We start from the raw sequence: 20,346 nt of genomic DNA on the forward strand, positions 1-20,346 counted from the left end.
CGCAATCGGATGTGCCGGCCGGAATCCGGGCTAAGAATGAGAGATGACCTCCACTCCCACCTGGACCAGGAAGCGCCTCGACCCGGACCGGCGATTCGGCCTCAGGCTGACCCTGGTCGCACTTGCGCTGCTGGTGGGCGCCCTTCCGTTCGGACTGCTCGCGCTGTTGGTGGAGACCAAGTGGTCGCCGCTGCTCGACCTGGACAAGGACGTGGCGACCGGCCTCAACGACTGGGTCCGCGAGCACCCCGGGTGGCAACACGCGCTGCGGATTCTCAGCGACTGGATCTGGGATCCGAACATGTACCGCCTCCTGGTGGCGATCATGTGCGGATGGCTCTGGTGGCGCGGCGCCCGCCGACTGGTGGTGTGGGCGGTGGTCACCGTGGTGGTCGGTGGCCTGCTCGGCGCGGGGTTCAAGCTCGTGTTCACCCGGTCCCGGCCGAATCTGCCCAATCCGGTCGACCACGCCGGCGGCTGGTCCTTCCCGTCCGGGCACGCGCTGATGGGTGTGATCGGCCCGGGTGTGCTGCTGCTGGCGCTGTTGCCGCTGATACCGCGGGTGTGGCGACCGTTCGCCTGGGTGGTCGCGATCGTCTCGGCGGTCGGCGTCGGGTTCACCCGGGTCGCGCTCGGCGTGCATTACGTCACGGACGTGGTCGGCGGCTGGGTGCTCGGCCTGATAGTGCTCGCCGCGACCTCGGCGGTCTTCGAATGGTGGCGCCGTGACGCCGGACTGCGGGACGTGGACGCGACCGAGGAGGGCCTCGAACCGGAGATCGAAGGGCACGATCTGGATCCGGAGATTTCGCACATTCGACCCGCAACCGACGGGGACTCCTCGGATCGGCGGAACTGAAGGATCGGCGGCCGGGTAAGAATGTCGGTCATGCTGACCGAAGCAGGACGGTTCCTGCGCCGTATCGTCCTGCCCCTTGCCATATTGACCTTCGTCATGGTCGGCCTCGGTCTGCTGATCACCAAGTCCCTCGACGGTGTCTGGCCGTTCACGATCGAGGACGACCTGGACCGCACCTTCGCCGACCATCGCTCGGGCGGCTGGAACGACGTCACCGACGTGTTCTCCACGCTGGCCGACACCCGTGTGATCATCGCCACCACGCTGCTCGCGGCCGTGGTGGCCCGGATCGTCGGCCACTCCTGGCGCGGCCCGATGTTCCTGGCCTGCGCCGTGGCCGGCCAGGCGCTGGTGTTCTTCCTCGTGCAACTCTTCGTCTCGCGCGATCGCCCGGACGTCCCGCGCCTGGACGCGGCGGCCGCGACGTCGAGCTTCCCGTCCGGGCACACCGGCGCCGCGTTCGCGCTGTACGGCGGGCTGGCGGTGCTGCTCACGGTCCGGCTGCGCGGGCGCTGGCCGGCCGTCCTGGTGTGGGTGCTGCTCGGCGCGATACCGCTCGCGGTGGCCGGGAGCCGGATGTACCGCGGCATGCACCACCCCAGCGACGTGCTGATGTCGATGTTGTACGCGAGCGTCGTGCTGGTGGTGATGAACCGCGCACTGCTGTCCCCGAAGTCGGTCTGGGGGTACGGGTTCCGGCGGCGCGAGGCGCCGCAGGGGGCGGACGGCGGGTTGCCGCGCGCGGCACTGGTGGTCAACCCGATCAAGCTCGACGTCGCCGAGTCGCGCACCCGAATCGACCGGATCATGCACGACGCCGGGTGGGCCCCGCCGCTGTGGCTGGAGACGACGGTGCTCGATCCGGGCGCCGGGGTGACCGCGAAGGCACTGGCCGAGGGCGTCGACCTGGTCATAGCGGCGGGCGGCGACGGCACGATCCGCGAGTGCGCGGGCGCACTGGCCGGTACGGACACCCCGCTCGCGGTGATCCCGGCGGGCACCGGCAACCTGCTCGCGCGCAACCTCGGTCTGCCGATCGACATCGCCGACGCGTTGCACGTGGCGATGCACGGGCGGGACCGGCGGATCGACCTGGGCACGGTGGACCCGGACGACGAACTCGCCGCCACGGCGGGCGCCGAACCGCGCTGCTTCACCGCGATGGCCGGCATCGGCCTGGACGCGGCGATGGTCGCGGACGCGCCGGACGCGCTGAAGAAGAAGGTCGGATGGCCCGCGTACGTGGTCTCCGCTGCCCGCCACCTGCGCGACCGGCGGATGCAGGTGACGCTGACCGTGGACGACGGCGAGCCGATCCGGCGCCGGGCCCGGATGGTGCTGGTGGGCAACGTCGGCGCGCTCCAGGCCGGCATGCAGTTGTTGCCGGGAGCGGTGCCGGACGACGGGCTGCTGGACGTGGTGGTGTTCGCGCCGTACGGGATGACCGGTTGGGCGCACGCCACGGTCCGGGTGATAGGCCGGCGCCGCGATCAGGAGCCGGCCGTGGTGCCGGTCAAGCAGCAACGACTGCGCCCGATCGAGCACTTCACCGGCCGACGGGTGCTGATCGAGACCGATCGGCCGGAGCCGCGCGAGTTGGACGGCGATCCGATCGGACCCGGCACGCGGCTCGCGGTGCGGATCCGACCGGGCTCGCTCACGGTGCGTGTGCCCTGAGGGCTCGCGCGGGGCGTGCCCCGGAGGCTCACGGTGGGTCGGGCCGGGGGCTGCCGGTGGGTGGGTGCCGAAGGCTCGTGGTGCGGGTGCCCTCGGGAGTCGCCGGCGCCGTACCGACTCAGATGCCGCCGCGCGCGCGGGCCAGCCATTCGCTCGCGTTGGCGAATTCGGCGTCCGAGGTGCCGCGGCGCAGTTGCGGGCGGACCCGGTCGGCGCGCGGATAGGACCCCAGGAAGCGCACCGCCGCGCACACCCGCCGCAGCCCCATCAGCGCCTCGCCGACCCGGGCGTCGGCGACATGACCCTCGGCGTCGATCGAGAAGAAGTAGTGCCCGAGCCCGTCCCCGGTCGGCCGCGACTCGATCCGGGTCAGGTTGACGCCGCGAACCGCGAACTCCTGGAGGATCTCCAGAAGCGCGCCCGGGTGGTCGTCGACGATGTACGCCACCACGGTGGTGCGGTCGGCGCCGGTGGGCGTGGTGGGGCGGTCCGGGCGCTCGACCAGGACGAAGCGGGTGACCGCGCCCTCGACGTCGTGGATGTCGGTGACCAGCGGCACCAGGCCGTACGGCCCGGCCGCGAACTCGCCGGCCAGGGCCGCGTCGTAGCGACCCTCCTGGACCAGACGGGCGGCGTCGGCGTTGGACGCGGACGAGAACCAGTGCGCGTCGGGCAGGTTGGTCGAGAGCCAGTTGCGCACCTGCGGCTGCGCGTGCGAGTGGCTGGAGATGGTCTTGATGTCCGCCAGGGTCACCCCGGGACGCACCAGCAGCGCGAACGCGATCGGCAACAGGACCTCGGCGGTGATCACGAGCGGGGCACCCGTGGCCAGTTCGTCCAGCGTGATGGACACGGCACCTTCGACCGAGTTCTCCAGCGCGACCACCGCGCCGTCGGCGTCGCCGCGGCGGACCGCGTCCAAGGCGGCGGGCACCGACTCCATCGGGGTGACCTCGGCGTGCTCCGCGCCCGGCAGTATGCGCAGGGCGGCCTCGGTGAAGGTGCCCGGGGGGCCGAGGTAGGTCCAGCGGGGCGCGGCGGCGGGCGTGCGGGCGTCGGACATGTCGTCACTGTACTGAGCCGGCGGCGTGCTTCGGTGGTGTTCCGTGTTGTGGACGGTCGCGGTGCGCGGTACCGCCGGGAGGGTGAGGCTGGGCCTGTGGAAAACGCCGCGACGCTGCTGCCGGTGACCCCCACCCTGGGGATTGTCGCCGTGCTGCTCCTGCTTGCCGCGACGGCGGTCGCGGGCGCGGCGAGACTGGGCCACGGCCGGGCGGTCGTGGTGTCCGGGCTCCGGGCGGCGGGGCAGTTGCTCGCCGTGTCGTTCGTCATCACACACGTGGTGGATCGGCTCGGCTTCGCGGCCCTGTTCGTGGTGATGATGTACACCGTCGCGGCCCTGACGGCGGCCGGACGGGTGACCGCGAACCGACGGTTGTTCTGGCCCGCGGTGCCGATCGTGACGGCGACGGGGCCGACCCTGGGGCTGCTGTGGGCGACGGGTCTGCTGCCGGCCAAAGGCATCGTGCTGATCCCGATCGCGGGCATCCTGATCGGCGGCGCGATGACCGCGACGGTGCTGGCGGGACGGCGGGCGCTGGAGGAGTTGGCGCAGCGCCGTGGTGAGGTCGAAGCCGCTCTGACCTTGGGTTTCACCGATCGCGACGCGGCGATGGAGATCTGCCGGCCGGCCGCGTCCGGGGCGATGATCCCGGCCCTGGACCAGACCAGGACGGTGGGGCTGGTGACCCTGCCGGGGGCCTTCGTGGGCATGCTGCTCGGCGGGGCGACACCGCTGCAGGCGGGGGCGGTGCAGCTGTTCGTGTTGATCGCGCTGCTTCAGGTCCAGGCGGTTGCGGTGGCCCTGACCATCGAGTTGGCGGCGCGGGGGCGGCTGGTGCGGACGGAACCGGGTCAGGGGCGCGCGGGCGGCTCGGGCACGTAGCGGTAGGTCTGGCCGCGCACCGCCGAGCGCATGGTGGAATCGCTCACGTCGTGCTCGCGGGCGAGCCGGTACACGGACACCCCGTCCCGGGCCCGACGCCGACACGCGGCCACGACCTCGGGGGTGAGCCGACGTCGATCACCGGCTGTGGGTTGATCCACCGGCCTGTGGATAACCCTGTGGAAATCGCTGTGGAGAACTTGGGCGGGGCTGTGGGTTTCCGAGGTGGGAGGGGTGTCTGTGGAGATAAGGGGAGCGTCTGTGGACAAGGGATCGAAGCCGGCAGTGAGGCGGGAGACGGCCATCGTGTTGATCTCGATCGCCTTGGTGAGGTCGCCGGTGCGGGCTGCGAGATCGGTGATCGAGTCGATCGCCCGGGAGAGCAACGCATCCACATTTTCGCTGGTGGCGGGGGCGGCGGGAGTGTAGCGGCCGGTGCGGCGGATGCTGGGGAGGACCTCGTGGGTGACCCAGCGTCGGAAGACTTTGGCCTTCGGCTTGTTGCTGCGCAGGATCAGTGCGTAGAGACCGGACTCGTTGATGAAGGTCATGTTCGGATTGCCCGGGTGACCGTAAGAGTTCCTTACAAGGGCCTCGTGACCTGCTGTTTTATCGATACGGATCAGGGTCTTCTCGGCTTGGTCCAGGTTCGCCACGGCCATGCGGGAGTTGCTGTGTCCCAACACCGTGCACACGTCCAGGGCGCAGAACCATGGGGCGTCGCCGAACATGACGACACGCACCTCGTTTGCGTTCGCGAAAGTGAAGATCTCGACCCTCTTGGTGCCGTCCATCCCCAACTCCTTCACTGGTTTGGGTCAGATGCGCGGTTTGCGCAGATCGATACCGTAAGGATTCGACACGGTATTGGCTTGACCTGCGGCTTTGTTGATTGGTGCGGGCGATTCCGCTGCCGGAACGAGATCCTGCGAGTGGATCGTGTCCCCCGAATGGCTCACCGTGTTCGCCCGTATGTATGAACGAGGATCGGCGTGTCGGGTTACGCCCCGGTTGGTGGGTCTGTTCGCCCTTGGGGGATTCGCGGGGTCGGGCGGCCATGTGCTGGTTTTCGGTGGGTATCGTTTGATTCCAGTGCGTGATCAAACGGCCACGGGGAGGGATCTTGGCTGGTGGTGGCGGTGCCGGTGGGGGTGGCTCGGCGGGGGTTCGGGTCGAGACGGGGGCGTTGCGGCAGGGGGCGGCGGCGGCTCGTGAGGTGGCGGGGGCGCTTAGGCAGGCGGCGGGGAAGCCGAGCGCCGCGGTCGTCGGGTGTCCGGGTTTCGCGGTTGCGGCGGCGGCCGGTGCGGTGGCGGTGGCGTGGGCGGATCACCTGCGGGCGCTCGGAGATGGGTACGACGCGGCCGGCGATGTGCTGTGGACGAACGCCGACGTGCACGATCGCACCGATCAGGCGGCGGCGGGGGCGTTCGCCGGGGCTCGGCCCTGATGGTGACGCTGACGCAGCTGCGCGACGCCGCGTTGGGTGGGCTGGATCGGGCGGTGGCCGAGTGGACCGACCTGGCGGGCGCGCTGGACGGGTTGGTCGGGCGGGCGACGACCGGTGTGGGCGGGCCGCTGCGGGCCTCGCACTGGGACGGCGCGGATGCGAATGCGGCGGAGCGATCTTTGGCCGCGCGGGGTGAACAGGTCAGGGTCGCGGCGCAGGAGGCCCGGTGCGTGCTGACCGTGCTGGATGCGGCGGCCGACCAACTCCGCAACGCCCGGCACGATTTGTTGGCGGGATTGGCGGAGGCCGCGGCCGCGGGGTTCACCGTGTTCGAGGACGGGCGGATGGAGCCGGCCGATCCGACGCGCGGCGTCGACGCGGCGATGGTCTCGCGGCGACACGAGTTGGAGCAGCGGTTGGCCGTGCCGGTCCGGAAGGCGACCGAGGTCGACACGCACTGTGCGGAGGCGCTGGCCCGGCTGTATCCGACGGCGGCGGCCGACTGGGCCGACACCGCCGCCGACGGCGCGTGCGTGATGGCGTTGGCGGGGTTGGACCTCGCCGCCATTCCGAAGGGTGATCCGGTCGCGGCGGCCAAGTGGTGGGCGGGGCTGAATCCGTCGGAGCAGGCGATGTATCTGGCCGGCTATCCGGCAGTGCTGGGGGCGATGGACGGGTTGCCGACGGAGGTCCGCGACCGCGCCAATCGGGTCGCGCTGGCCGAGACGAAGGTCGCGCTGCTTGCGGAGCTGGCCGCCGCGCGGGCCAAGCGGGATGCGGCGGTGCGCACCGACGACGCGAAGTGGCGATTCCGCGTCACGGCGCTCAAGGAACGCCTGGCGGCGATCGAGGGCTTGGAGGCGACACTGCGCTCCGGCGACGACCTGTACCTGATGGGCTTCAGCGCCAAGGACGACGGCCGCGCAATCGTCGCCATCGGCAACCCGGACCGGGCCGCCCACACGGCGGTCTATGTGCCGGGGACGGGGGCGAGCCTCGCGGAGACGCGGGACTATGTGGTGCGAATGCAGAAGCTTGCAGCGGCAACCCACCGCTATCTCAATGGAGAAGAGGCGGCGATGATTGCTTGGGTCGGATATGATGCACCGGACACTTTATTGCATGCCATGGATTCTTCGAATGCCGAGTCGGCGGCACCCAAACTTCGAACCTTTGTGCGTGGCGTCGGTGTGGCGCAGGGAGTCGACTCGAACCGTCATATTACTGTAATTGCCCACAGTTATGGCTCGGTCGTTGTAGGCGAAGCGGCTCGTTCGGAAAACGGATTGCCGGCAAAGGATATCGTGGTTGCGGGAAGCCCGGGGATGCATGTCGAGCGGGCCGCAGAGCTTAATGTGAGCCCACATCACGTGTGGGTGGCCGCCGCAAGCGGAGATGTGGTCCCAACACTGGGATCTGGTGCGCATGCGCCTGTTTCCTCCGGATCCCATACGCACCATAGAGCCACACCGGACCAGCGTTCATTCGGTGCGAATCGAATTCGAACCGACGGTGCACGGGGGCATAGTGAGTACTGGGAGAGCAGCGACCCTGTGAGCCTTGACAATCAAGCTGCCATTGTCGCAGGACGTTATCAGGAAGTCTCACTTGTGTGGGGAATCGCCCCATGAAGATCTGGCGATATTGTCTCAGTATCTTTTTTGCGGCAATCATGCTCTCATCCTGTGGGGGTGATGCAAAGATGTCAGCCTCAAGCGTTGCCGGACGTGAAACAGTGAAGGCGCAAATTGACGGCTATTCGAGTCGAGTACTGGATGCGATTGCGCTACCGGATCATCGAATTACGAACGATCGAAGAGTGGACCAAGCTTGTGGTGGATCAGAGGCCTACGGGGTGGATCACTTTTGGCAGCTCGAACTCGAAGGCGTAGAGGCTCCTCAGTTGACCCAGGCCATTGAACGTCTGCACGGCTACCTCCTGGCTGAGGGGTGGGAGATCTCGACCTACACCTTGCCGCCGGCCACAACGTCTGCCGCGATCAGCGCCACCAATCCCCGCGACGGATATGTCGTTTGGGCCAAAGGCATCGACGGACTCAACCGCGTCGCGGTGCAGGTTTCCTCTCCTTGCGTCAGGTTGTCCTAGGAGGCCGGAGGCGGAAGATGGCCCAGAAGGTGAGGGACGCGAGTGCGGCGGTGGTGAAGAGGATGGTGGAGCGGAGCCACATGGCTCGGGTGATGCCGTCGGCGGCGCCCGTCGGGTCGAGGAGGGCCAGGATGAACAGGAACACGGCCAGGGCGTAGATGGCCGCCCAGGCCCAGCGGTTCCATTGCCACAGGGCGTGGCCGTCCATGAACCGCATCGGCAGCAGGCCGAAGACCAGGCCCACCACCGCGGCCACGAAGCATTGGGTGAGCACGTCCTCGGCGAAGACCCAGCCGAAGGGGGCTCCGTCGGACTCGTTCAGGACGTGGGTCACCGGGATGCGCCACACCCACGCGACCACCGCGAGGCCCGCCAGGGACCACGAGCCGAGGGCGATCGCGCGGCCCTCGTCGGCCGGTGACATCCGCCGCAGCCCGGCCGAGGTGAAAGCCAGGAACAGGCCGTACACGTAGCCGGGCGTCAGATGCAGCATGCGCGAGGCCGCGGCCAGGACCAGGGCGACGCCGAGTGCCCCGGGCAGCAGTCGAGGCAGCGCGCGGATGCGCGAGACGCGGCGTCGGTAGGCCTCCGCCGAGCCTTCGTACACCAGTACGCCCAGCGGGACCGCCGCCACCAGGGCCAGGGCGAGTGCGGCCGTGCCCGCGTTCCAGCCGGTACCCGGTTCGACCGCGACGCAGAACGCGGCCGAGAGAAGCACGAAGGTCAGCACCTGCAACTCGGGTAGCCGGGGTTGCGATCGAGGCCGCGCCGCTCCCGGGCGCAGCCGGCGCCGGATCCGCAGGTGGTTCTGCTCCCAGGTCTTGTTGAACAGTTCGGCCGAGAAGCCCAGTACGGGCAGTGCCACCACCGCCGTCGCGCCGGCCAGCAGCACCGGCCGGGGCTCGTCGAACAGCGCGTTCGGGCTCGGCAAGTTAACCGCCGCCTCGGACCGGTCCGTCGCCGGCGCCGCGGTTCGGGCCGCGCCGAGCACCGCGACCCGTACCGAGAAGTCGCCGTCGTACCCCGCGCCCGTCGCGCACGCGACCGTCAACGTTCCGTCTCCGCCCGGAAGTTCACGCGGGACTCGGAGTTCGCCCGCGAACCGCCCGTCGCCGGCCACCGGCACCGTCCCCAGCACAGTGGTGCCATGACGTACCGTCAGCGAGCCGGCCCCGCCGTCGACCGGTCGGCCGCACGCGACGAATCCACTGCCCGCGATTCGCAATGGTCGTCCGGCGGTCGGCTGCGTGGGGGTCAGCGTCAACTCCGGTTGGGCGACAAGGAAGTCGGTGCGCAGCGTGACCCCGTTGTCGGGCATCCCGGCCCCCTGCGCGAAGCAGCTCACGGTGACCGGCTGTGGGCCGCGATCGGGTCCGTCCGGCACGGTGAAGCGGTAGGACTCGCCCTTGCTCCCGGTGCTCTGCACGCTGAGCTTGGTCAGGTCCCGCCCACCCCAGGTCACCCGCGCGTCGTCGCTCGCGTTCGCGTTTCCGCAGTGCAGGTCGGTCCACAGCGTGACCTCCGTGCCCGGTGCTCCGGCGGCCGGCTCCAGGATCAGCCGCTTCGCGGACAGGTCGGCCGGCTGCTTCCGGGTCTCCTGGGGTCGAAACGAGTCGATCTCGATCGGGGTCTGCGCGAGGGCGCGTTCCTCCTCGCCGTTGCATCGCACGGCGATCCGGTTCACCGGCCCGGGGATGCTGCCCTCCGCGTTCGAGCTGTAGACCGGGGCCGGAATCTCGTGCCGGAACGCGATCGAGTTGCCGTGCGCGGTGTCCACCGGCAGGTCGGCGGCGAGCAGATCCTGGTACTCCCCGGAACTGCCCCCGTTGGCCGACAGCAGGTACACGTCCACCTTGTTCAACGCGCAGCCGGTCAGCCCGGAGCCCCGGATCGCCACCACGTCCCCGGGCTTCGCCGTTCCGGGCGTCACGGTCACCGAGGGACCGGTGGCCCCCGTTGCCGGAGCCGCGAGCGCGATGGGCGCCAGCGTGAGCGCCACCGCCCCGATCCCCGTGCCGAACGCCACCCGCACCCGCGTCTGCGCCCGTCCCGACGTCCGCACCCGCGTCTGCGTTCGTGCCCGCGTCCACAGCAGTTTTCCGTACATGGTCCCCGTTCCCCGTAGCCGAGCACCGAAGATGATGCCGGCCGGTTCCGCTTCCGGGGGCCTTGTCCGTCGAATCCGACATCCGGCGTGATCGAGCGTCAGGTTCGGCGGTCGATGAACGTCTCCAGGCCGTCGAGCAGGCGTTGCAGGCCGAACTCGAACGCTGCCTCGCCGTCCTGGGTGAAGCTGTCCTCGGCGAGCGCGGCCAGTTTCGGGTAGCGCCCGCTCGCCATCGCCGCGTTCAGCAGCGGGGCCTGGGCGGCCCAGAACTGCTCGTCGCTGACGCCGGTGCGCTGCGCCGCGCGCACGGTGTTGAAGTGGGTGCGCGCCATACCGCTGACGTAGCCGCCGTCGATGATCGACAGGACCGTCAGCTTCTCCCGGTCCGACAACCTCGCGTCCCCGATCGCGGCCAGCGTGAACTCCAGGGCCTGCAACGAGTTGGGGCCCAGGACCGGCCGGGCCTGATCGACGCCGAGCAACCACGGGTGGCGGTTGTACATCCGCCAGATACCGCGAGCGACCTGCTCCAGCGCGCCACGCCAGCCGAGTCCGGGGGAAAATTCGGCGCCGTCGCCGGGCGCGTTGACCCTGTCGACCATCAGGTCGATCAACTCGGCCTTGCCCGGGACGTAGCGATAGAGCGACATCGTGCCGGAGCCGATCTCGGCGGCCACGCGACGCATCGAGACCGCGTCCAGCCCCTCTGCGTCGGCGACGGCGATCGCGGCCGTGACGATCCCGTCCAGGGTCAGCGCCGGCTTGGGGCCTCGGGCCGGTTTCCGGTCCACGCCCCACAGCAGTTCGAGGCTGCGGGTGAGGTCGCCGCTGCCGGTGTGGTCGGTGCTCGTCATGGTGTCCCCATCGTAGGAGTCCGGTTCGGTTGCCCGAGGACGGTGCGTCGATGCCTCACGGCCCCGGCGCAGCGGCGCCGACCCGTCGATCCGAACTGGGTACGCCGTACGCGCAATCGGGTACGGTGTACTCGGTTTGGCGGAGGTCGAGAAGGAGACCGATGGGAACGTCGATGCGAGCGCCGATGGAAACGTCACCGGAAACCACGAGCCACGCGGTCCTCGCGCAGGGCCTGACCAAGCGCTACGGCACCACCCGCGCACTCGACGATTTCGACCTGACCGTGCCGCGCGGCACCGTACAGGGACTGCTCGGCCCCAACGGGGCGGGCAAGACCACGGCGGTCCGGATCCTGTCCACACTGCTGCGCCCGGACGGTGGCCGGGCCCTGGTCGCCGGCCACGACGTGACCGGAGATCCCCGGCGGGTGCGCCGACACATCGGACTGGTCGGCCAACACCCGGCAGTCGACGAAGTGGTGACGGGGCGGCGCAACCTGATCCTGTTCGGACGCCTGTTCCATCTGGACCGACGCCGGGCGGCACGCCGGGCCGACGAACTGCTGGAGCAGTTCGGCCTGGTCGAGGCCGCGGACCGGGGGGTCCGGCAGTACAGCGGCGGCATGCGCCGGCGGCTCGACCTGGCCGTGAGCATGATCCTCGCCCCGGACGTGCTCTTCCTGGACGAGCCGACCACCGGCCTCGATCCGCGCGGGCGCAACGAGGTCTGGGAAGCGGTGCGTTCGTTGCTCGCGGGCGGCACCGCGGTGTTGCTGACCACGCAATACCTGGACGAGGCGGACAAGTTGGCGGACCGGATCGCGGTGCTCGACCGTGGCCGCAAGATCGCCGACGACACCCCGGATCGGCTCAAGCGCGAACTGGGCGGCGATCGCATCGAGATCGTCGTACGCGATGCGGTCGACCTGCCGCGCGTGGTCGAGGTGCTGGCCCGGGTGGCCGACTCGGCCGGCGAGCCGGTGCTCGACCGCGAGGAACGACGGGTGACCGCGCCGGTCGACGATCGGGTCGCGGCGCTCACCAACGTGGCCCGGACCTGTCAGGACGAGGGGATCGCGATCGAGGACATCGGGGTGCGCCGGCCGACCCTGGACGAGGTCTTCCTGCGGCTGACCGGCCGAAGTGCCCGGGAGCCGAACCGACCGGGGGCCGGCTCCGACCGCCCGCACCCGTCGAGCCGGACGTCGGCCGCACCCGTCGAGGAGGGGATCCGTCCGTGAGCGCGACCACCGTGCCCCCGGCCGAGGTGCCCGAACGCCGGTTGTACTGGGCGATCGCGGACTGTCTGACCGTCGTGCGCAACGAACTGGTGCACATCGCCCGACAACCGAGCGCTCTGGCCTGGCAGTTGGGCTTCCCGATCGTGTCCGTACTGCTGTTCGTGTACGTCTTCGGCAGCGCGATGGATGTGGGCGGCTCGGTCGACTACCGGGACTACGCGCTGCCCGGGATGTTCGCGATGACCATGGCGCAGGGGTTCATGAGCACCGCGACGATCGTCGCGTTCACCCGCGGGCTCGGCGTGATGGACCGCTACCGCTCGATGCCGATGGCGCCCTCGGCGGTGGTCACCGGGCGAGGGGTCGCCGATGTGCTCGGCGCGAGCGTCGACCTCGCCGTGCTCGCGGCGATCGCGCTCGTCGTCGGATGGCGCCCGGACGGCACCCTGCCGGAAGCCCTGGCCGCCTTCGGGTTGTTGCTGCTGTTGCGCTTCTCGCTGACCTGGGTCGGCGTGTACCTGGGGCTGCTGGTGCCCGACGCGGAGACGGCGGGCAGCCTGTTCGCCGTGGCCTTCCCGTTCGGCATCGTCTCCAGCGTCTTCACGCCGCCGTCGATGATGCCGCAGTGGCTGGGCACGGTGGCGATGTGGAATCCGGTCTCGTCCACCGCGAACGCGATCCGCGACCTGTTCGGCAATCCGGCTCCACACGGGGACGGCTGGATCGAGGAGCACGCGTTGGCGATGGCGATGGTTTGGCCGGTGCTGATCACCGCGCTCTTCCTGCCGCTCGCGGTGCGGCGCTTCCGGGCACTCGGCCGCTGATCGATGCTCGACCGGTCACGGATGACGCCGACGCGGCGACCGGGCGACCATAGATCCGCTACGGAACAATCTATTGGCTTACCTATCTTGTTACGCTGCCTGTATGACTACCGAGAGCCTGGCCCCGACCGTCCTGGACATGACCGGCATGTTCGTGCACGCCGGGCACGTGATGAACACCCGGATGGCGGCCGCACTCGCGGCGATCGACGTCACGCCGCGCAGCTTCTGCGTGCTTGCGCACGCGGTCGATCAGGACCTGACCCAGGCCCAGGTGGCCGAGCTGGCCGATCTGGACAAGACCACGATGGTGGTCACCATGGACGAGCTGGAGCAGGCCGGGCTGGCCGAGCGGCGGCCCGCACCGACCGACCGACGGGCGCGGATCATCGTGGTGACCGACGCCGGGCGCGACCTGATCCGAGCGGGACGCGGGATCGTCGACGGCGTGCATCGCGAGGTGCTGGAGGCGCTGCCCGAGGACGAGCGCACGGTGTTCATGTCCGCGCTGACCCGCCTGGTCGGCGGAGTGCTCGCGAAGCCGGTCGAGTCCGAGGTGACGGTACGGCGGGCCAGGACGCCGAAGCGGTAGGCCCTCGGGTGGTCGGGTCCCCGGGCGGCCGGCCCCGCGCGAGGGCGTGCCCGCGCGCGAGGGGCCGGCCGCCCGAGCCACGGAAGGATCCGGCCAAGAAGAGTCCGTAGAAGAATGGTCTATAGAAGAAGAGTCCGAGAGAGATCGTCTACAACAAAACTATCTGCTAATGTCACTCCTGTGAGTCGGTCGTCCGCCGACCGGTCGTCCAGGGGAGATGAGCAGATATGTCACGCATGGCCGTATCGACGGACAGGTCACGCTGGTCGGCGCTCGCGGTGCTGTGTGCCGGGGTGTTGATGGTGGTCCTCGACGGCACGATCGTCACCGTGGCGTTGCCCGCCATCCAGAGCGACCTGGACTTTTCCCAGTCGGGCCTGGCCTGGGTGGTCAACGCGTACGGGATCGCCTTCGGCGGCCTGCTGCTCCTCGCCGGTCGGCTCGGCGACCTGATCGGGCGGCGCCGGATGTTCATCGCCGGCATGGTCGTCTTCACCGCCGCGTCGCTGCTGTGCGGTGTGGCGACCGGGCCCGAACTGCTGATCGCCGCCCGCTTCCTCCAGGGCATCGGCGGCGCGATGTCGTCGGCGGTGGCGATCGGGATGATCGTCACGCTGTTCCCGGATCCGCGCGAGCGGGCCAAGGCGATCGGCGCGTTCAGCTTCGTCGGCGCGGCGGGTGCCTCGATCGGCCTCGTGCTCGGCGGGCTGCTCACCGAGACCTTCACGTGGCACTGGATCTTCTTCGTCAACGTGCCGATCGGCGTCGCGGCCACCGTGCTCGCCTTCCGCCTGCTGGTCGCCGACCGGGGGCTCGGGCGGTCCGCGGGGGCGGATCTGTGGGGCGCGCTGCTGATCACGTCCGGTCTGATGGTGCTCGTCCACACGATCGTGGAGGCCGACGCGCAGGGCTGGGCCTCGGTGCGCACGCTCGGCATGGGTGCGGTCTCGCTGCTGCTGATCCTCGGCTTCGTGGTCCGCCAGGGCAGGGCGCGGACGCCGCTGTTGCCGCTGCGGGTGTTCCGGTCGGCGCGGGTGTCGGGAGCCAACGCGATCCAGATGCTGATGGTCGGCGCGCTGTTCGCCTTCCAGTTGATGATCGCGCTGTACCTCCAGCACGTGCTCGGCTACGGCGCGGCCCGCACGGGTGTTGCGATGTTGCCGTCGGCGGTCGTCATCGGCATCGTCACGCTCGGCTTCTCGGCCCGGATCAACGCCCGCTTCGGCGAGCGCAACGTCGTGATCGCCGGCCTGGCTCTGCTCCTGGTCGGGCTGCTGTTCCTGGCCCGGGTGCCGGCCGACGGCGACTACGTCACCGACGTGCTGCCCGCGATGCTGTTGCTGGCCGGCTTCGGTCTGGCCATCCCGGCGCTCACCACGCTGGGCATGTCCGGGGCCACCGCCGAGGACGCCGGGGTGGTCGGCGGTCTGTTCAACACCACCCAGCAGGTCGGCGGCGCACTCGGGCTGGCCGTCCTGAACACGCTCGCCGGCGCCAAGGCGGAACGGCTGCTCGCCGAGGGCAGGTCCACTGCCGACGCGCTGACCGGCGGCTACACCCTCGCCTTCGGCATCGGCGCCGGCCTGATCGCCGCCGCGATCGTCCTCACCCTGCTGGTTCTGCGCTCCCCGAACCGGGACGGGGAGTCGACCGTGATTGCGGAAAACGCGGAGGAGGACACCAAGGCGCCGGCCGAGTTGCCAGTACACGCCCTCTGATCGTCGACCGTCCCGAGGCCCTTGCCGCTCCTGCGGCGGGGGCCTTCGGCATCCGCCCGGAGCGCCCGAGAACTCGCCCGATGAGTGCGTAAGTTGCGGCATATAGACCCGTTTGGGTGAATCCTATGGGATTTGGATCTTCCGGAGGATTGGTCACCCTAGGCTCACGCTACGTAAGAAGCTTGCTGAGCCGGTTTCGGCCCCAGCGCGGTGTGCTACCACCGCACCAGGGGCCTACCCGATACGAGATGAAAGCCAAATCCCGTATGGATGTTTTCCACCGTACCCAAAACCCCTACGCCGCAAGGCCCAACCGCGCATATCCCACCCCTTCGGGTGCGGCCCGATGACCATCGTCCGGGCCGAGCACAAGCGCGACTTCGTTCAGGTGACCAACTCCCTCGCCCGCGACGACCGGTTGGAGTACGGCGCTCGCGGACTGGCCGAGGAACTGCTCTCCCGGCGGCATGTCGCCACCTACGACTCGCGCGCGATCGCCGCCAAGTGCCGTCGTGAAGGCCGGAGTACCATCCGCCGCTACTTCGCCCAGCTCCAGGAGCACGGCTACCTGCGTCGGCGGACCATCCGGGACGAGCGCGGGCGCCTGATCACCCAGACCGTGCTGTGCGAGGACCCCAACGCCGCCGACCCCTTCGCCGAACTCGACGCCGCCGCGCGGGAAGGGGAGAAGTGCCTGGTCGTACCGACGGCCAGGGTCCCGGCAACCGGCCGGCCGACGGCCCCGCGGTCGGTCGGTAAACCCCCCGATACGAACAAGACGAATACGTGTGGGGGCTCCCTTCCCACCCCCCACCCCACGACCGAGACGTGCGCGCGCGAAGCGCGTGCACGCGCGTCCCCGGCCGGCCACGAGTCGCTCGACTCGTTCGTGTTTCCCGAACACATCGAGCAGGCCGGACAATTGCTGGTCGAACTCCGCCTCGATGCCCCCCGCCTGACCCTGGGCACGCGCGAGATCGATTTCCTCACGCCCCTGGCCGCGCAGTGGCTCGCACGCGGAGTCCCTTACCACCGGGTCCTGTTCGCCCTCACCTGCGGCCTGCCCGATCGGATCGCCGCCCCCGCGCGGTTGGTCGAACATCGGCTGCGGAGCAAGATGCCGCCGGCGGACCCCGGCTACATCCCGCCGTGGCCGCTCGCTCCCGCGCCGTCCCCGAGGATTCGCACCCGCGCACCGCTTCCGAAGATTCCTGCGCAAGCCCCGGCACCGCCGTCCGAACGCCTCGACGCGCGGTGCGGAACGTGCGCAGGCGACGCGGCCGGCGGGGCACCGGGTACGCCCGGCGACCGGATGATCTGCGTCGACTGCCGAAGCGACAACTATGCCCACACGGCCGACACCGGCGTGGCCAAGCTCCGAGCGGCACTTCGCGAAGCGCGTGACCGGCGCTGATCCGCGCGGAACCTGTCCTGACCCGTGGGGGACCCGCGCCCGCGTCGACTCGTGCCGGGTTCGTCAGACCGCGGCCGTTCGGGTCGTCGCTGCTTCCTCGTAGGCCAGTTGTGCTGCTGCGATCTCCTCGATGTGGCTTTCCGACCAGACCCGGATCGCCTCCATCAGGCCGCTCACGCTGTCGCCGAGTTCGGTCAGCGAGTACTCGACCTGGGGCGGCACGGTCGGATGGACCGTGCGCCGGACCAGGCCGTTGCGTTCCAGATCGCGCAGGGTCTGGGTGAGCATCTTCTTGGTGATGCCGCCCAGTCGGCGGCGCAGTTCCGCGTACCGCAGCGTGCCCGGGTGCAGCGCCCCGACGACGAGGGCCACCCACTTGTTCGCGATCAGGTGCAGCACGGCCCGGGACGCGCAGTCGCTGAGATATACGTCGGCGCCGCCGAAAGGACGCAGGTCGGGAGGGGTATGCATGAGGTACCCAGGTACCAGGAAAGTGCCTTCTTCACAAATACATACCGGAACGCCGAAGCTTGCCCGCATGACGACGAACACGCAGACGAACCCGCAGACGGACTCGCACACGAACATGATCACCGTGCATCAGGACAGGCTCGGCGGCCCGGAGGTCCTCCGGCTGATCGAGACCGCGATACCCACGCCAGGACCCGGCGAGGTACTGGTCGAAGTGCGCGCCGCGGGGGTCAACCCGATCGACACCAAGATCCGGGCCGGCGGGATGTGGCTGGTGCCGCCGTTCACCCTCGGCTGGGACGTCTCCGGTGTCGTGGCGGGGGTCGGTGAGGGAGTGCGGCGCTTCGCGGTCGGCGACGAGGTGTACGGCATCCCGGACTTCCCGCACCTGGCGGGTGGCTACGCGGAGTTCGTGGTGGCCTCGGAGTCGTCGTTCGCGCCGAAGCCGACCTCGCTCGACCACGTGCACGCCGCGGCGCTGCCGCTGTCCGCGTCCATCGCATGGCAGGCCTTGGTCGAGGGCGCCGGGGTGGGGCCCGGCCAACGGGTGCTGATCCACGCGGCTGCGGGCGGCGTCGGACACCTGGCGGTGCAGATCGCCAAGTCCCGGGGCGCGTACGTGATCGGCACGGCGAGCGCGGCCAAGCACGAACTGCTGCGCGAGCTGGGGGTGGACGAGATCGTGGACTACACGACCACCGACTTCGGCACGGCGGTCCGGGACGTGGACGTCGTCCTCGACCTGATCGGCGGCGACTACGAGGACCGCTCGCTGCCCACGCTCCGCCCCGGCGGCCTCCTGCTCAACATCACCAACCCGCCCGCCGCCGACGCCACCGCGGCCAAGGCCGAGGCGGCGGGCCGGCGCGGGCTCACCTTCGACCTGGACCCCAATCCCGAGCGCCTGGCTCTGATCGGCGAGTCGGCGGACGCCGGCGAGCTGCGCCCGATCGTCAGCGAGACCTTCCCGCTGGCCGAGGTGGTCAAGGCACACGAGACGGCCGAGGCGAACCGCACCACCGGCAAGATCGTGCTGATCCCCTGAGCCCGGCGGCGAACCTCGCGCCCGGTCCGCAGCACCGCACGCACCACCCGCACCGAAATGTGCGGTCGGGGCGCAGGCGAAGCCCGGCACTCCCGCCGCCGCAGCCGGCCGGAGTGCCGGGCTTCGACCACACGCGTCCCGCCCGGTCGCGCCCACCCCGCCCCACGGCACCCAGCCCATGCCGCCCTACTCGGTGATCTCGATCGTGCCCGCCATCCCGGTGCCCACGTGATACATGCAGTTGAACGTGTACGAGCCCGGCCGGCCGAAACTCAGCTTGATGTCCTGGGACTTGCCGCCCTCGGACGGCGCGACCGGCGCACCGCCGGGCAGGATCATCTGGTGCGGCGTGATCCCGGTGTCCGCCAGCGTGATCACCAGCGGGCCGGTCCGGGCGCGGATCACCGACGGCGAGAAGCGCAGCTTGTCGTCCACCCGCAACTCGATCCGCTGCACCCCGTCCGTGCCCAGTGCCGCGACGCCCTCGGACGCCGCGGCGGTCGCCTCGGCCTCGCCCATGTACGAACCGGGGCCGCCCTCCGCCCCCCAACTCCCGCAGCCGGTGAGCAGCAGCGGCAGGGCCAGTGCCCCGACCAACCATCGACGCCGCATCGGACTCAGCCCTCCAGCAGGGATTGACCGACATACCCGCCCGGGGCGCACCCCGGCGGAATCACGAACAGCGCGCTCGCCTCGTGCCGCAGGAACGGGGAGAGCGCGTCGCCGCGGGCCAGCTTGCGCTGGATCGGCACGAAGCCGTCGTCGGGATCGTGCTGCCACGCGACGAACAGCAGCCCGGCGTCCGGCGCGCCGTCCGTGCCGAACCCGTCGTGGTAGGAGTAGCCGCGCCGCAACATCGTCGCCCCCCGGTTGAACTCAGGTGCCGCGACCCGCATGTGGGCGTTCGCGGTGATCACCAGTTCGCCGTCGGGACCGCGCTTGCCGAAGTCGGCGGCGCTGTGCTCGCCGCCGCCGGTCAGCGGTGCGCCGGTGTCCTTGCTCCGGCCGATCACCCGCTCCTGGTGGCCCTTGTCGAGGCCGTCCCAGGCGTCGAGCAACATCCGGATCCGGCGGAAGACCACGTACGTGCCGCCGGTCGTCCAGGCCTGTTCGGGACCCGCGGCCGTGGTGACGAAGATCTTCTCGTCGAACTTGGGGTCGGCCGGCTTCGGATTGTTGCTGCCGTCGATCTGGCCCATCAGGTTCCGATGCGTCATCGGCTTGGCCGTGGCGCCCGGCGAGCGGGCGAAGCCGTTCATCTGCCAGCGGATCCGGGCCACCCCCTTGGCCAGCTTCTGCAATGCGCGGACCGCGCCGAAGGCGACCAGACCGTCGTCCGCGCACACCTGGACGAACAGGTCGCCGTCGCTGCGGGCGGGGTCGAGTGCGTCGTCCGGGAACGGCGGAAGCGGCTTGAGTGCGGCGGGCCGCTTCGCGGCGAGCCCCACCTTGTCGAACAGGGCGGCGCCGAAGCCGAAGGTGACCGTCAACGAGCAGGCCCCGGCGTCCGCCGCGACCTGGTCGTCGCCCGCCACCGGTCGGCCCGAGGTCAGCTGTGCGGCCGCGTCCGACCAGCGCCGCATCAGCGCGGCGACCGCGGCCCGGTCCGCACCGGGCTCCAGGTCCCAGCCCAGGAAGACGCCCTTGGCCTGGGCCGGCGTGGTGATGCCGGCCTGATGTTTCCCGTGAAACGGCACGCTGGTCGCGCCGACGCGGGTCAGCGCCGGGCCGCCCTCGCCGTCGGACTCGCCCGCGAACGCGACCGCGCCGCCGGTGGCACCGACCACCAGGCCGCCCGCGCCGGCCGCGCCCGCGACACCGACGAAGCGGCGGCGCGAGACGGCCGAACCGCTGCTCGCTCGATCGGGGGATTCCGGGCTGCTCATCACGTCGTCCTTCGCAGGTTCCAGCGGCTCGCGGGCGCCCTCGGCGCTGCGCTCCCCGTCCATCACATTCGGCACGTCGACCGGGTCCACCGCGTCGGCCGCCACCGCCGGCGACGGCCCTCGGCGCACCACCACGACCAGCGCGAGCGCCGTACCCAG

General features: G+C 70.3%; 18 protein-coding genes. 11 read left to right on the top strand and 7 right to left on the bottom strand.

All coding sequences use genetic code 11. The features are described from left to right. Positions 1-43 precede the first annotated feature (43 nt). Positions 44-859: a phosphatase PAP2 family protein gene (locus tag ACFZBU_RS32730; RefSeq protein ID WP_391587313.1), complete on the top strand. Its 816-nt coding sequence runs from the start codon at positions 44-46 to the stop codon at positions 857-859. Positions 860-889: 30 nt separating this feature from the next. Beyond that, positions 890-2,536 (top strand): diacylglycerol kinase family protein, encoded by a 1,647-nt coding sequence (locus tag ACFZBU_RS32735; RefSeq protein WP_391587314.1) that lies wholly within the window; start codon positions 890-892, stop codon positions 2,534-2,536. 118 nt (positions 2,537-2,654) lie between these two features. Here ACFZBU_RS32735 and pheA read toward each other — a convergent pair whose 3' ends face one another. Then, positions 2,655-3,599, bottom strand: a complete 945-nt coding sequence (pheA, locus tag ACFZBU_RS32740) for a prephenate dehydratase (protein WP_391587315.1) — start codon at positions 3,597-3,599, stop codon at positions 2,655-2,657. A gap of 96 nt (positions 3,600-3,695) precedes the next feature. On the opposite strand from pheA, the gene ACFZBU_RS32745 reads away from it, so the two are divergent. Continuing rightward, positions 3,696-4,481: an ABC transporter permease gene (locus tag ACFZBU_RS32745; protein ID WP_391587316.1), complete on the top strand. Its 786-nt coding sequence runs from the start codon at positions 3,696-3,698 to the stop codon at positions 4,479-4,481. On the opposite strand, the gene ACFZBU_RS32750 is transcribed toward ACFZBU_RS32745, so the two are convergent. After that, on the bottom strand, positions 4,451-5,275 hold the full coding sequence (locus ACFZBU_RS32750; RefSeq protein WP_391587317.1) for a BRO family protein: 825 nt from the start codon (positions 5,273-5,275) through the stop codon (positions 4,451-4,453). The genes ACFZBU_RS32745 and ACFZBU_RS32750 overlap by 31 nt on opposite strands. Before the next feature lie 652 nt (positions 5,276-5,927). Between ACFZBU_RS32750 and ACFZBU_RS32755 the strand changes: the two genes are divergently transcribed. Then, complete coding sequence (locus ACFZBU_RS32755; RefSeq protein ID WP_391587318.1) at positions 5,928-7,559, top strand: alpha/beta hydrolase; 1,632 nt, start codon at positions 5,928-5,930, stop codon at positions 7,557-7,559. After that, positions 7,556-8,035, top strand: coding sequence for a hypothetical protein (locus ACFZBU_RS32760; protein WP_391587319.1), 480 nt, complete (start codon positions 7,556-7,558; stop codon positions 8,033-8,035). Before ACFZBU_RS32755 ends, ACFZBU_RS32760 begins: the two co-directional genes overlap by 4 nt. Here ACFZBU_RS32760 and ACFZBU_RS32765 read toward each other — a convergent pair. Both ACFZBU_RS32765 and ACFZBU_RS32770 read right to left on the bottom strand, forming a co-directional pair. Then, positions 8,022-10,142 (bottom strand): FGLLP motif-containing membrane protein, encoded by a 2,121-nt coding sequence (locus tag ACFZBU_RS32765; RefSeq protein ID WP_391587320.1) that lies wholly within the window; start codon positions 10,140-10,142, stop codon positions 8,022-8,024. The genes ACFZBU_RS32760 and ACFZBU_RS32765 overlap by 14 nt on opposite strands. 98 nt (positions 10,143-10,240) lie before the next feature. Continuing rightward, positions 10,241-10,996, bottom strand: coding sequence for a TetR/AcrR family transcriptional regulator (locus ACFZBU_RS32770; protein WP_391587321.1), 756 nt, complete (start codon positions 10,994-10,996; stop codon positions 10,241-10,243). Positions 10,997-11,157: 161 nt separating this feature from the next. Between ACFZBU_RS32770 and ACFZBU_RS32775 the strand changes: the two genes are divergently transcribed. The 5 genes from ACFZBU_RS32775 to ACFZBU_RS32795 all read left to right on the top strand — a co-directional run bounded on the left by ACFZBU_RS32775 (position 11,158) and on the right by ACFZBU_RS32795 (position 16,785). Continuing rightward, on the top strand, positions 11,158-12,237 hold the full coding sequence (locus ACFZBU_RS32775; RefSeq protein ID WP_391587322.1) for an ATP-binding cassette domain-containing protein: 1,080 nt from the start codon (positions 11,158-11,160) through the stop codon (positions 12,235-12,237). Beyond that, the gene (locus tag ACFZBU_RS32780; RefSeq protein ID WP_391587323.1) at positions 12,234-13,061 is read left to right on the top strand and encodes an ABC transporter permease; all 828 of its coding nucleotides are present in this window, start codon (positions 12,234-12,236) and stop codon (positions 13,059-13,061) included. The genes ACFZBU_RS32775 and ACFZBU_RS32780 overlap by 4 nt, the downstream gene beginning before the upstream one ends. Before the next feature lie 103 nt (positions 13,062-13,164). After that, a complete protein-coding gene (locus ACFZBU_RS32785; protein ID WP_391587324.1) occupies positions 13,165-13,653 on the top strand; it encodes a MarR family winged helix-turn-helix transcriptional regulator in 489 nt (162 codons plus the stop codon). Positions 13,654-13,889: 236 nt separating this feature from the next. Beyond that, positions 13,890-15,371, top strand: coding sequence for a DHA2 family efflux MFS transporter permease subunit (locus tag ACFZBU_RS32790; protein ID WP_391587325.1), 1,482 nt, complete (start codon positions 13,890-13,892; stop codon positions 15,369-15,371). 346 nt (positions 15,372-15,717) lie between these two features. Next, the gene (locus ACFZBU_RS32795) at positions 15,718-16,785 is read left to right on the top strand and encodes a hypothetical protein (protein ID WP_391587326.1); all 1,068 of its coding nucleotides are present in this window, start codon (positions 15,718-15,720) and stop codon (positions 16,783-16,785) included. Between the two features lie 63 nt (positions 16,786-16,848). Here ACFZBU_RS32795 and ACFZBU_RS32800 read toward each other — a convergent pair whose 3' ends face one another. Next, positions 16,849-17,256 (bottom strand): winged helix-turn-helix transcriptional regulator, encoded by a 408-nt coding sequence (locus ACFZBU_RS32800; protein WP_391587327.1) that lies wholly within the window; start codon positions 17,254-17,256, stop codon positions 16,849-16,851. A gap of 67 nt (positions 17,257-17,323) precedes the next feature. Between ACFZBU_RS32800 and ACFZBU_RS32805 the strand changes: the two genes are divergently transcribed. Then, positions 17,324-18,301 carry an NADP-dependent oxidoreductase gene (locus tag ACFZBU_RS32805; RefSeq protein ID WP_391587328.1) on the top strand — a complete coding sequence of 326 codons (978 nt, stop codon included), beginning with the start codon at positions 17,324-17,326 and terminating at the stop codon, positions 18,299-18,301. Between the two features lie 186 nt (positions 18,302-18,487). Here the strand turns inward: ACFZBU_RS32805 and ACFZBU_RS32810 are convergent, their stop codons facing one another. Together ACFZBU_RS32810 and efeB are read right to left on the bottom strand one after the other, a co-directional pair. After that, a complete protein-coding gene (locus ACFZBU_RS32810; RefSeq protein ID WP_391587329.1) occupies positions 18,488-18,913 on the bottom strand; it encodes a hypothetical protein in 426 nt (141 codons plus the stop codon). Positions 18,914-18,918: 5 nt separating this feature from the next. Further along, positions 18,919-20,187 (bottom strand): iron uptake transporter deferrochelatase/peroxidase subunit, encoded by a 1,269-nt coding sequence (gene efeB, locus ACFZBU_RS32815; RefSeq protein WP_391587410.1) that lies wholly within the window; start codon positions 20,185-20,187, stop codon positions 18,919-18,921. Positions 20,188-20,346 lie beyond the last annotated feature (159 nt).

Origin of the sequence: Embleya sp. NPDC008237 (assembly GCF_042956465.1) — a bacterium.
In the GTDB taxonomy this organism is placed as follows: domain Bacteria; phylum Actinomycetota; class Actinomycetes; order Streptomycetales; family Streptomycetaceae; genus Embleya.

Excerpts from the sequence above, each read along its gene's own strand:
- ACFZBU_RS32765 (WP_391587320.1), bottom strand. The coding sequence starts at position 10,142 with ATGTACGGAAAACTGCTGTGGACGCGGGCACGAACGCAGACGCGGGTG.
- ACFZBU_RS32790 (WP_391587325.1), top strand. The coding sequence starts at position 13,890 with ATGGCCGTATCGACGGACAGGTCACGCTGGTCGGCGCTCGCGGTGCTG.
- ACFZBU_RS32805 (WP_391587328.1), top strand. The coding sequence starts at position 17,324 with ATGACGACGAACACGCAGACGAACCCGCAGACGGACTCGCACACGAAC.
- pheA (WP_391587315.1), bottom strand. The coding sequence starts at position 3,599 with ATGTCCGACGCCCGCACGCCCGCCGCCGCGCCCCGCTGGACCTACCTC.
- ACFZBU_RS32775 (WP_391587322.1), top strand. The coding sequence starts at position 11,158 with ATGGGAACGTCGATGCGAGCGCCGATGGAAACGTCACCGGAAACCACG.
- ACFZBU_RS32760 (WP_391587319.1), top strand. The coding sequence starts at position 7,556 with ATGAAGATCTGGCGATATTGTCTCAGTATCTTTTTTGCGGCAATCATG.
- ACFZBU_RS32750 (WP_391587317.1), bottom strand. The coding sequence starts at position 5,275 with ATGGACGGCACCAAGAGGGTCGAGATCTTCACTTTCGCGAACGCAAAC.
- ACFZBU_RS32785 (WP_391587324.1), top strand. The coding sequence starts at position 13,165 with ATGACTACCGAGAGCCTGGCCCCGACCGTCCTGGACATGACCGGCATG.
- ACFZBU_RS32770 (WP_391587321.1), bottom strand. The coding sequence starts at position 10,996 with ATGACGAGCACCGACCACACCGGCAGCGGCGACCTCACCCGCAGCCTC.
- ACFZBU_RS32795 (WP_391587326.1), top strand. The coding sequence starts at position 15,718 with ATGACCATCGTCCGGGCCGAGCACAAGCGCGACTTCGTTCAGGTGACC.
- efeB (WP_391587410.1), bottom strand. The coding sequence starts at position 20,187 with ATGAGCAGCCCGGAATCCCCCGATCGAGCGAGCAGCGGTTCGGCCGTC.
- ACFZBU_RS32755 (WP_391587318.1), top strand. The coding sequence starts at position 5,928 with ATGGTGACGCTGACGCAGCTGCGCGACGCCGCGTTGGGTGGGCTGGAT.
- ACFZBU_RS32810 (WP_391587329.1), bottom strand. The coding sequence starts at position 18,913 with ATGCGGCGTCGATGGTTGGTCGGGGCACTGGCCCTGCCGCTGCTGCTC.
- ACFZBU_RS32735 (WP_391587314.1), top strand. The coding sequence starts at position 890 with ATGCTGACCGAAGCAGGACGGTTCCTGCGCCGTATCGTCCTGCCCCTT.
- ACFZBU_RS32730 (WP_391587313.1), top strand. The coding sequence starts at position 44 with ATGACCTCCACTCCCACCTGGACCAGGAAGCGCCTCGACCCGGACCGG.
- ACFZBU_RS32800 (WP_391587327.1), bottom strand. The coding sequence starts at position 17,256 with ATGCATACCCCTCCCGACCTGCGTCCTTTCGGCGGCGCCGACGTATAT.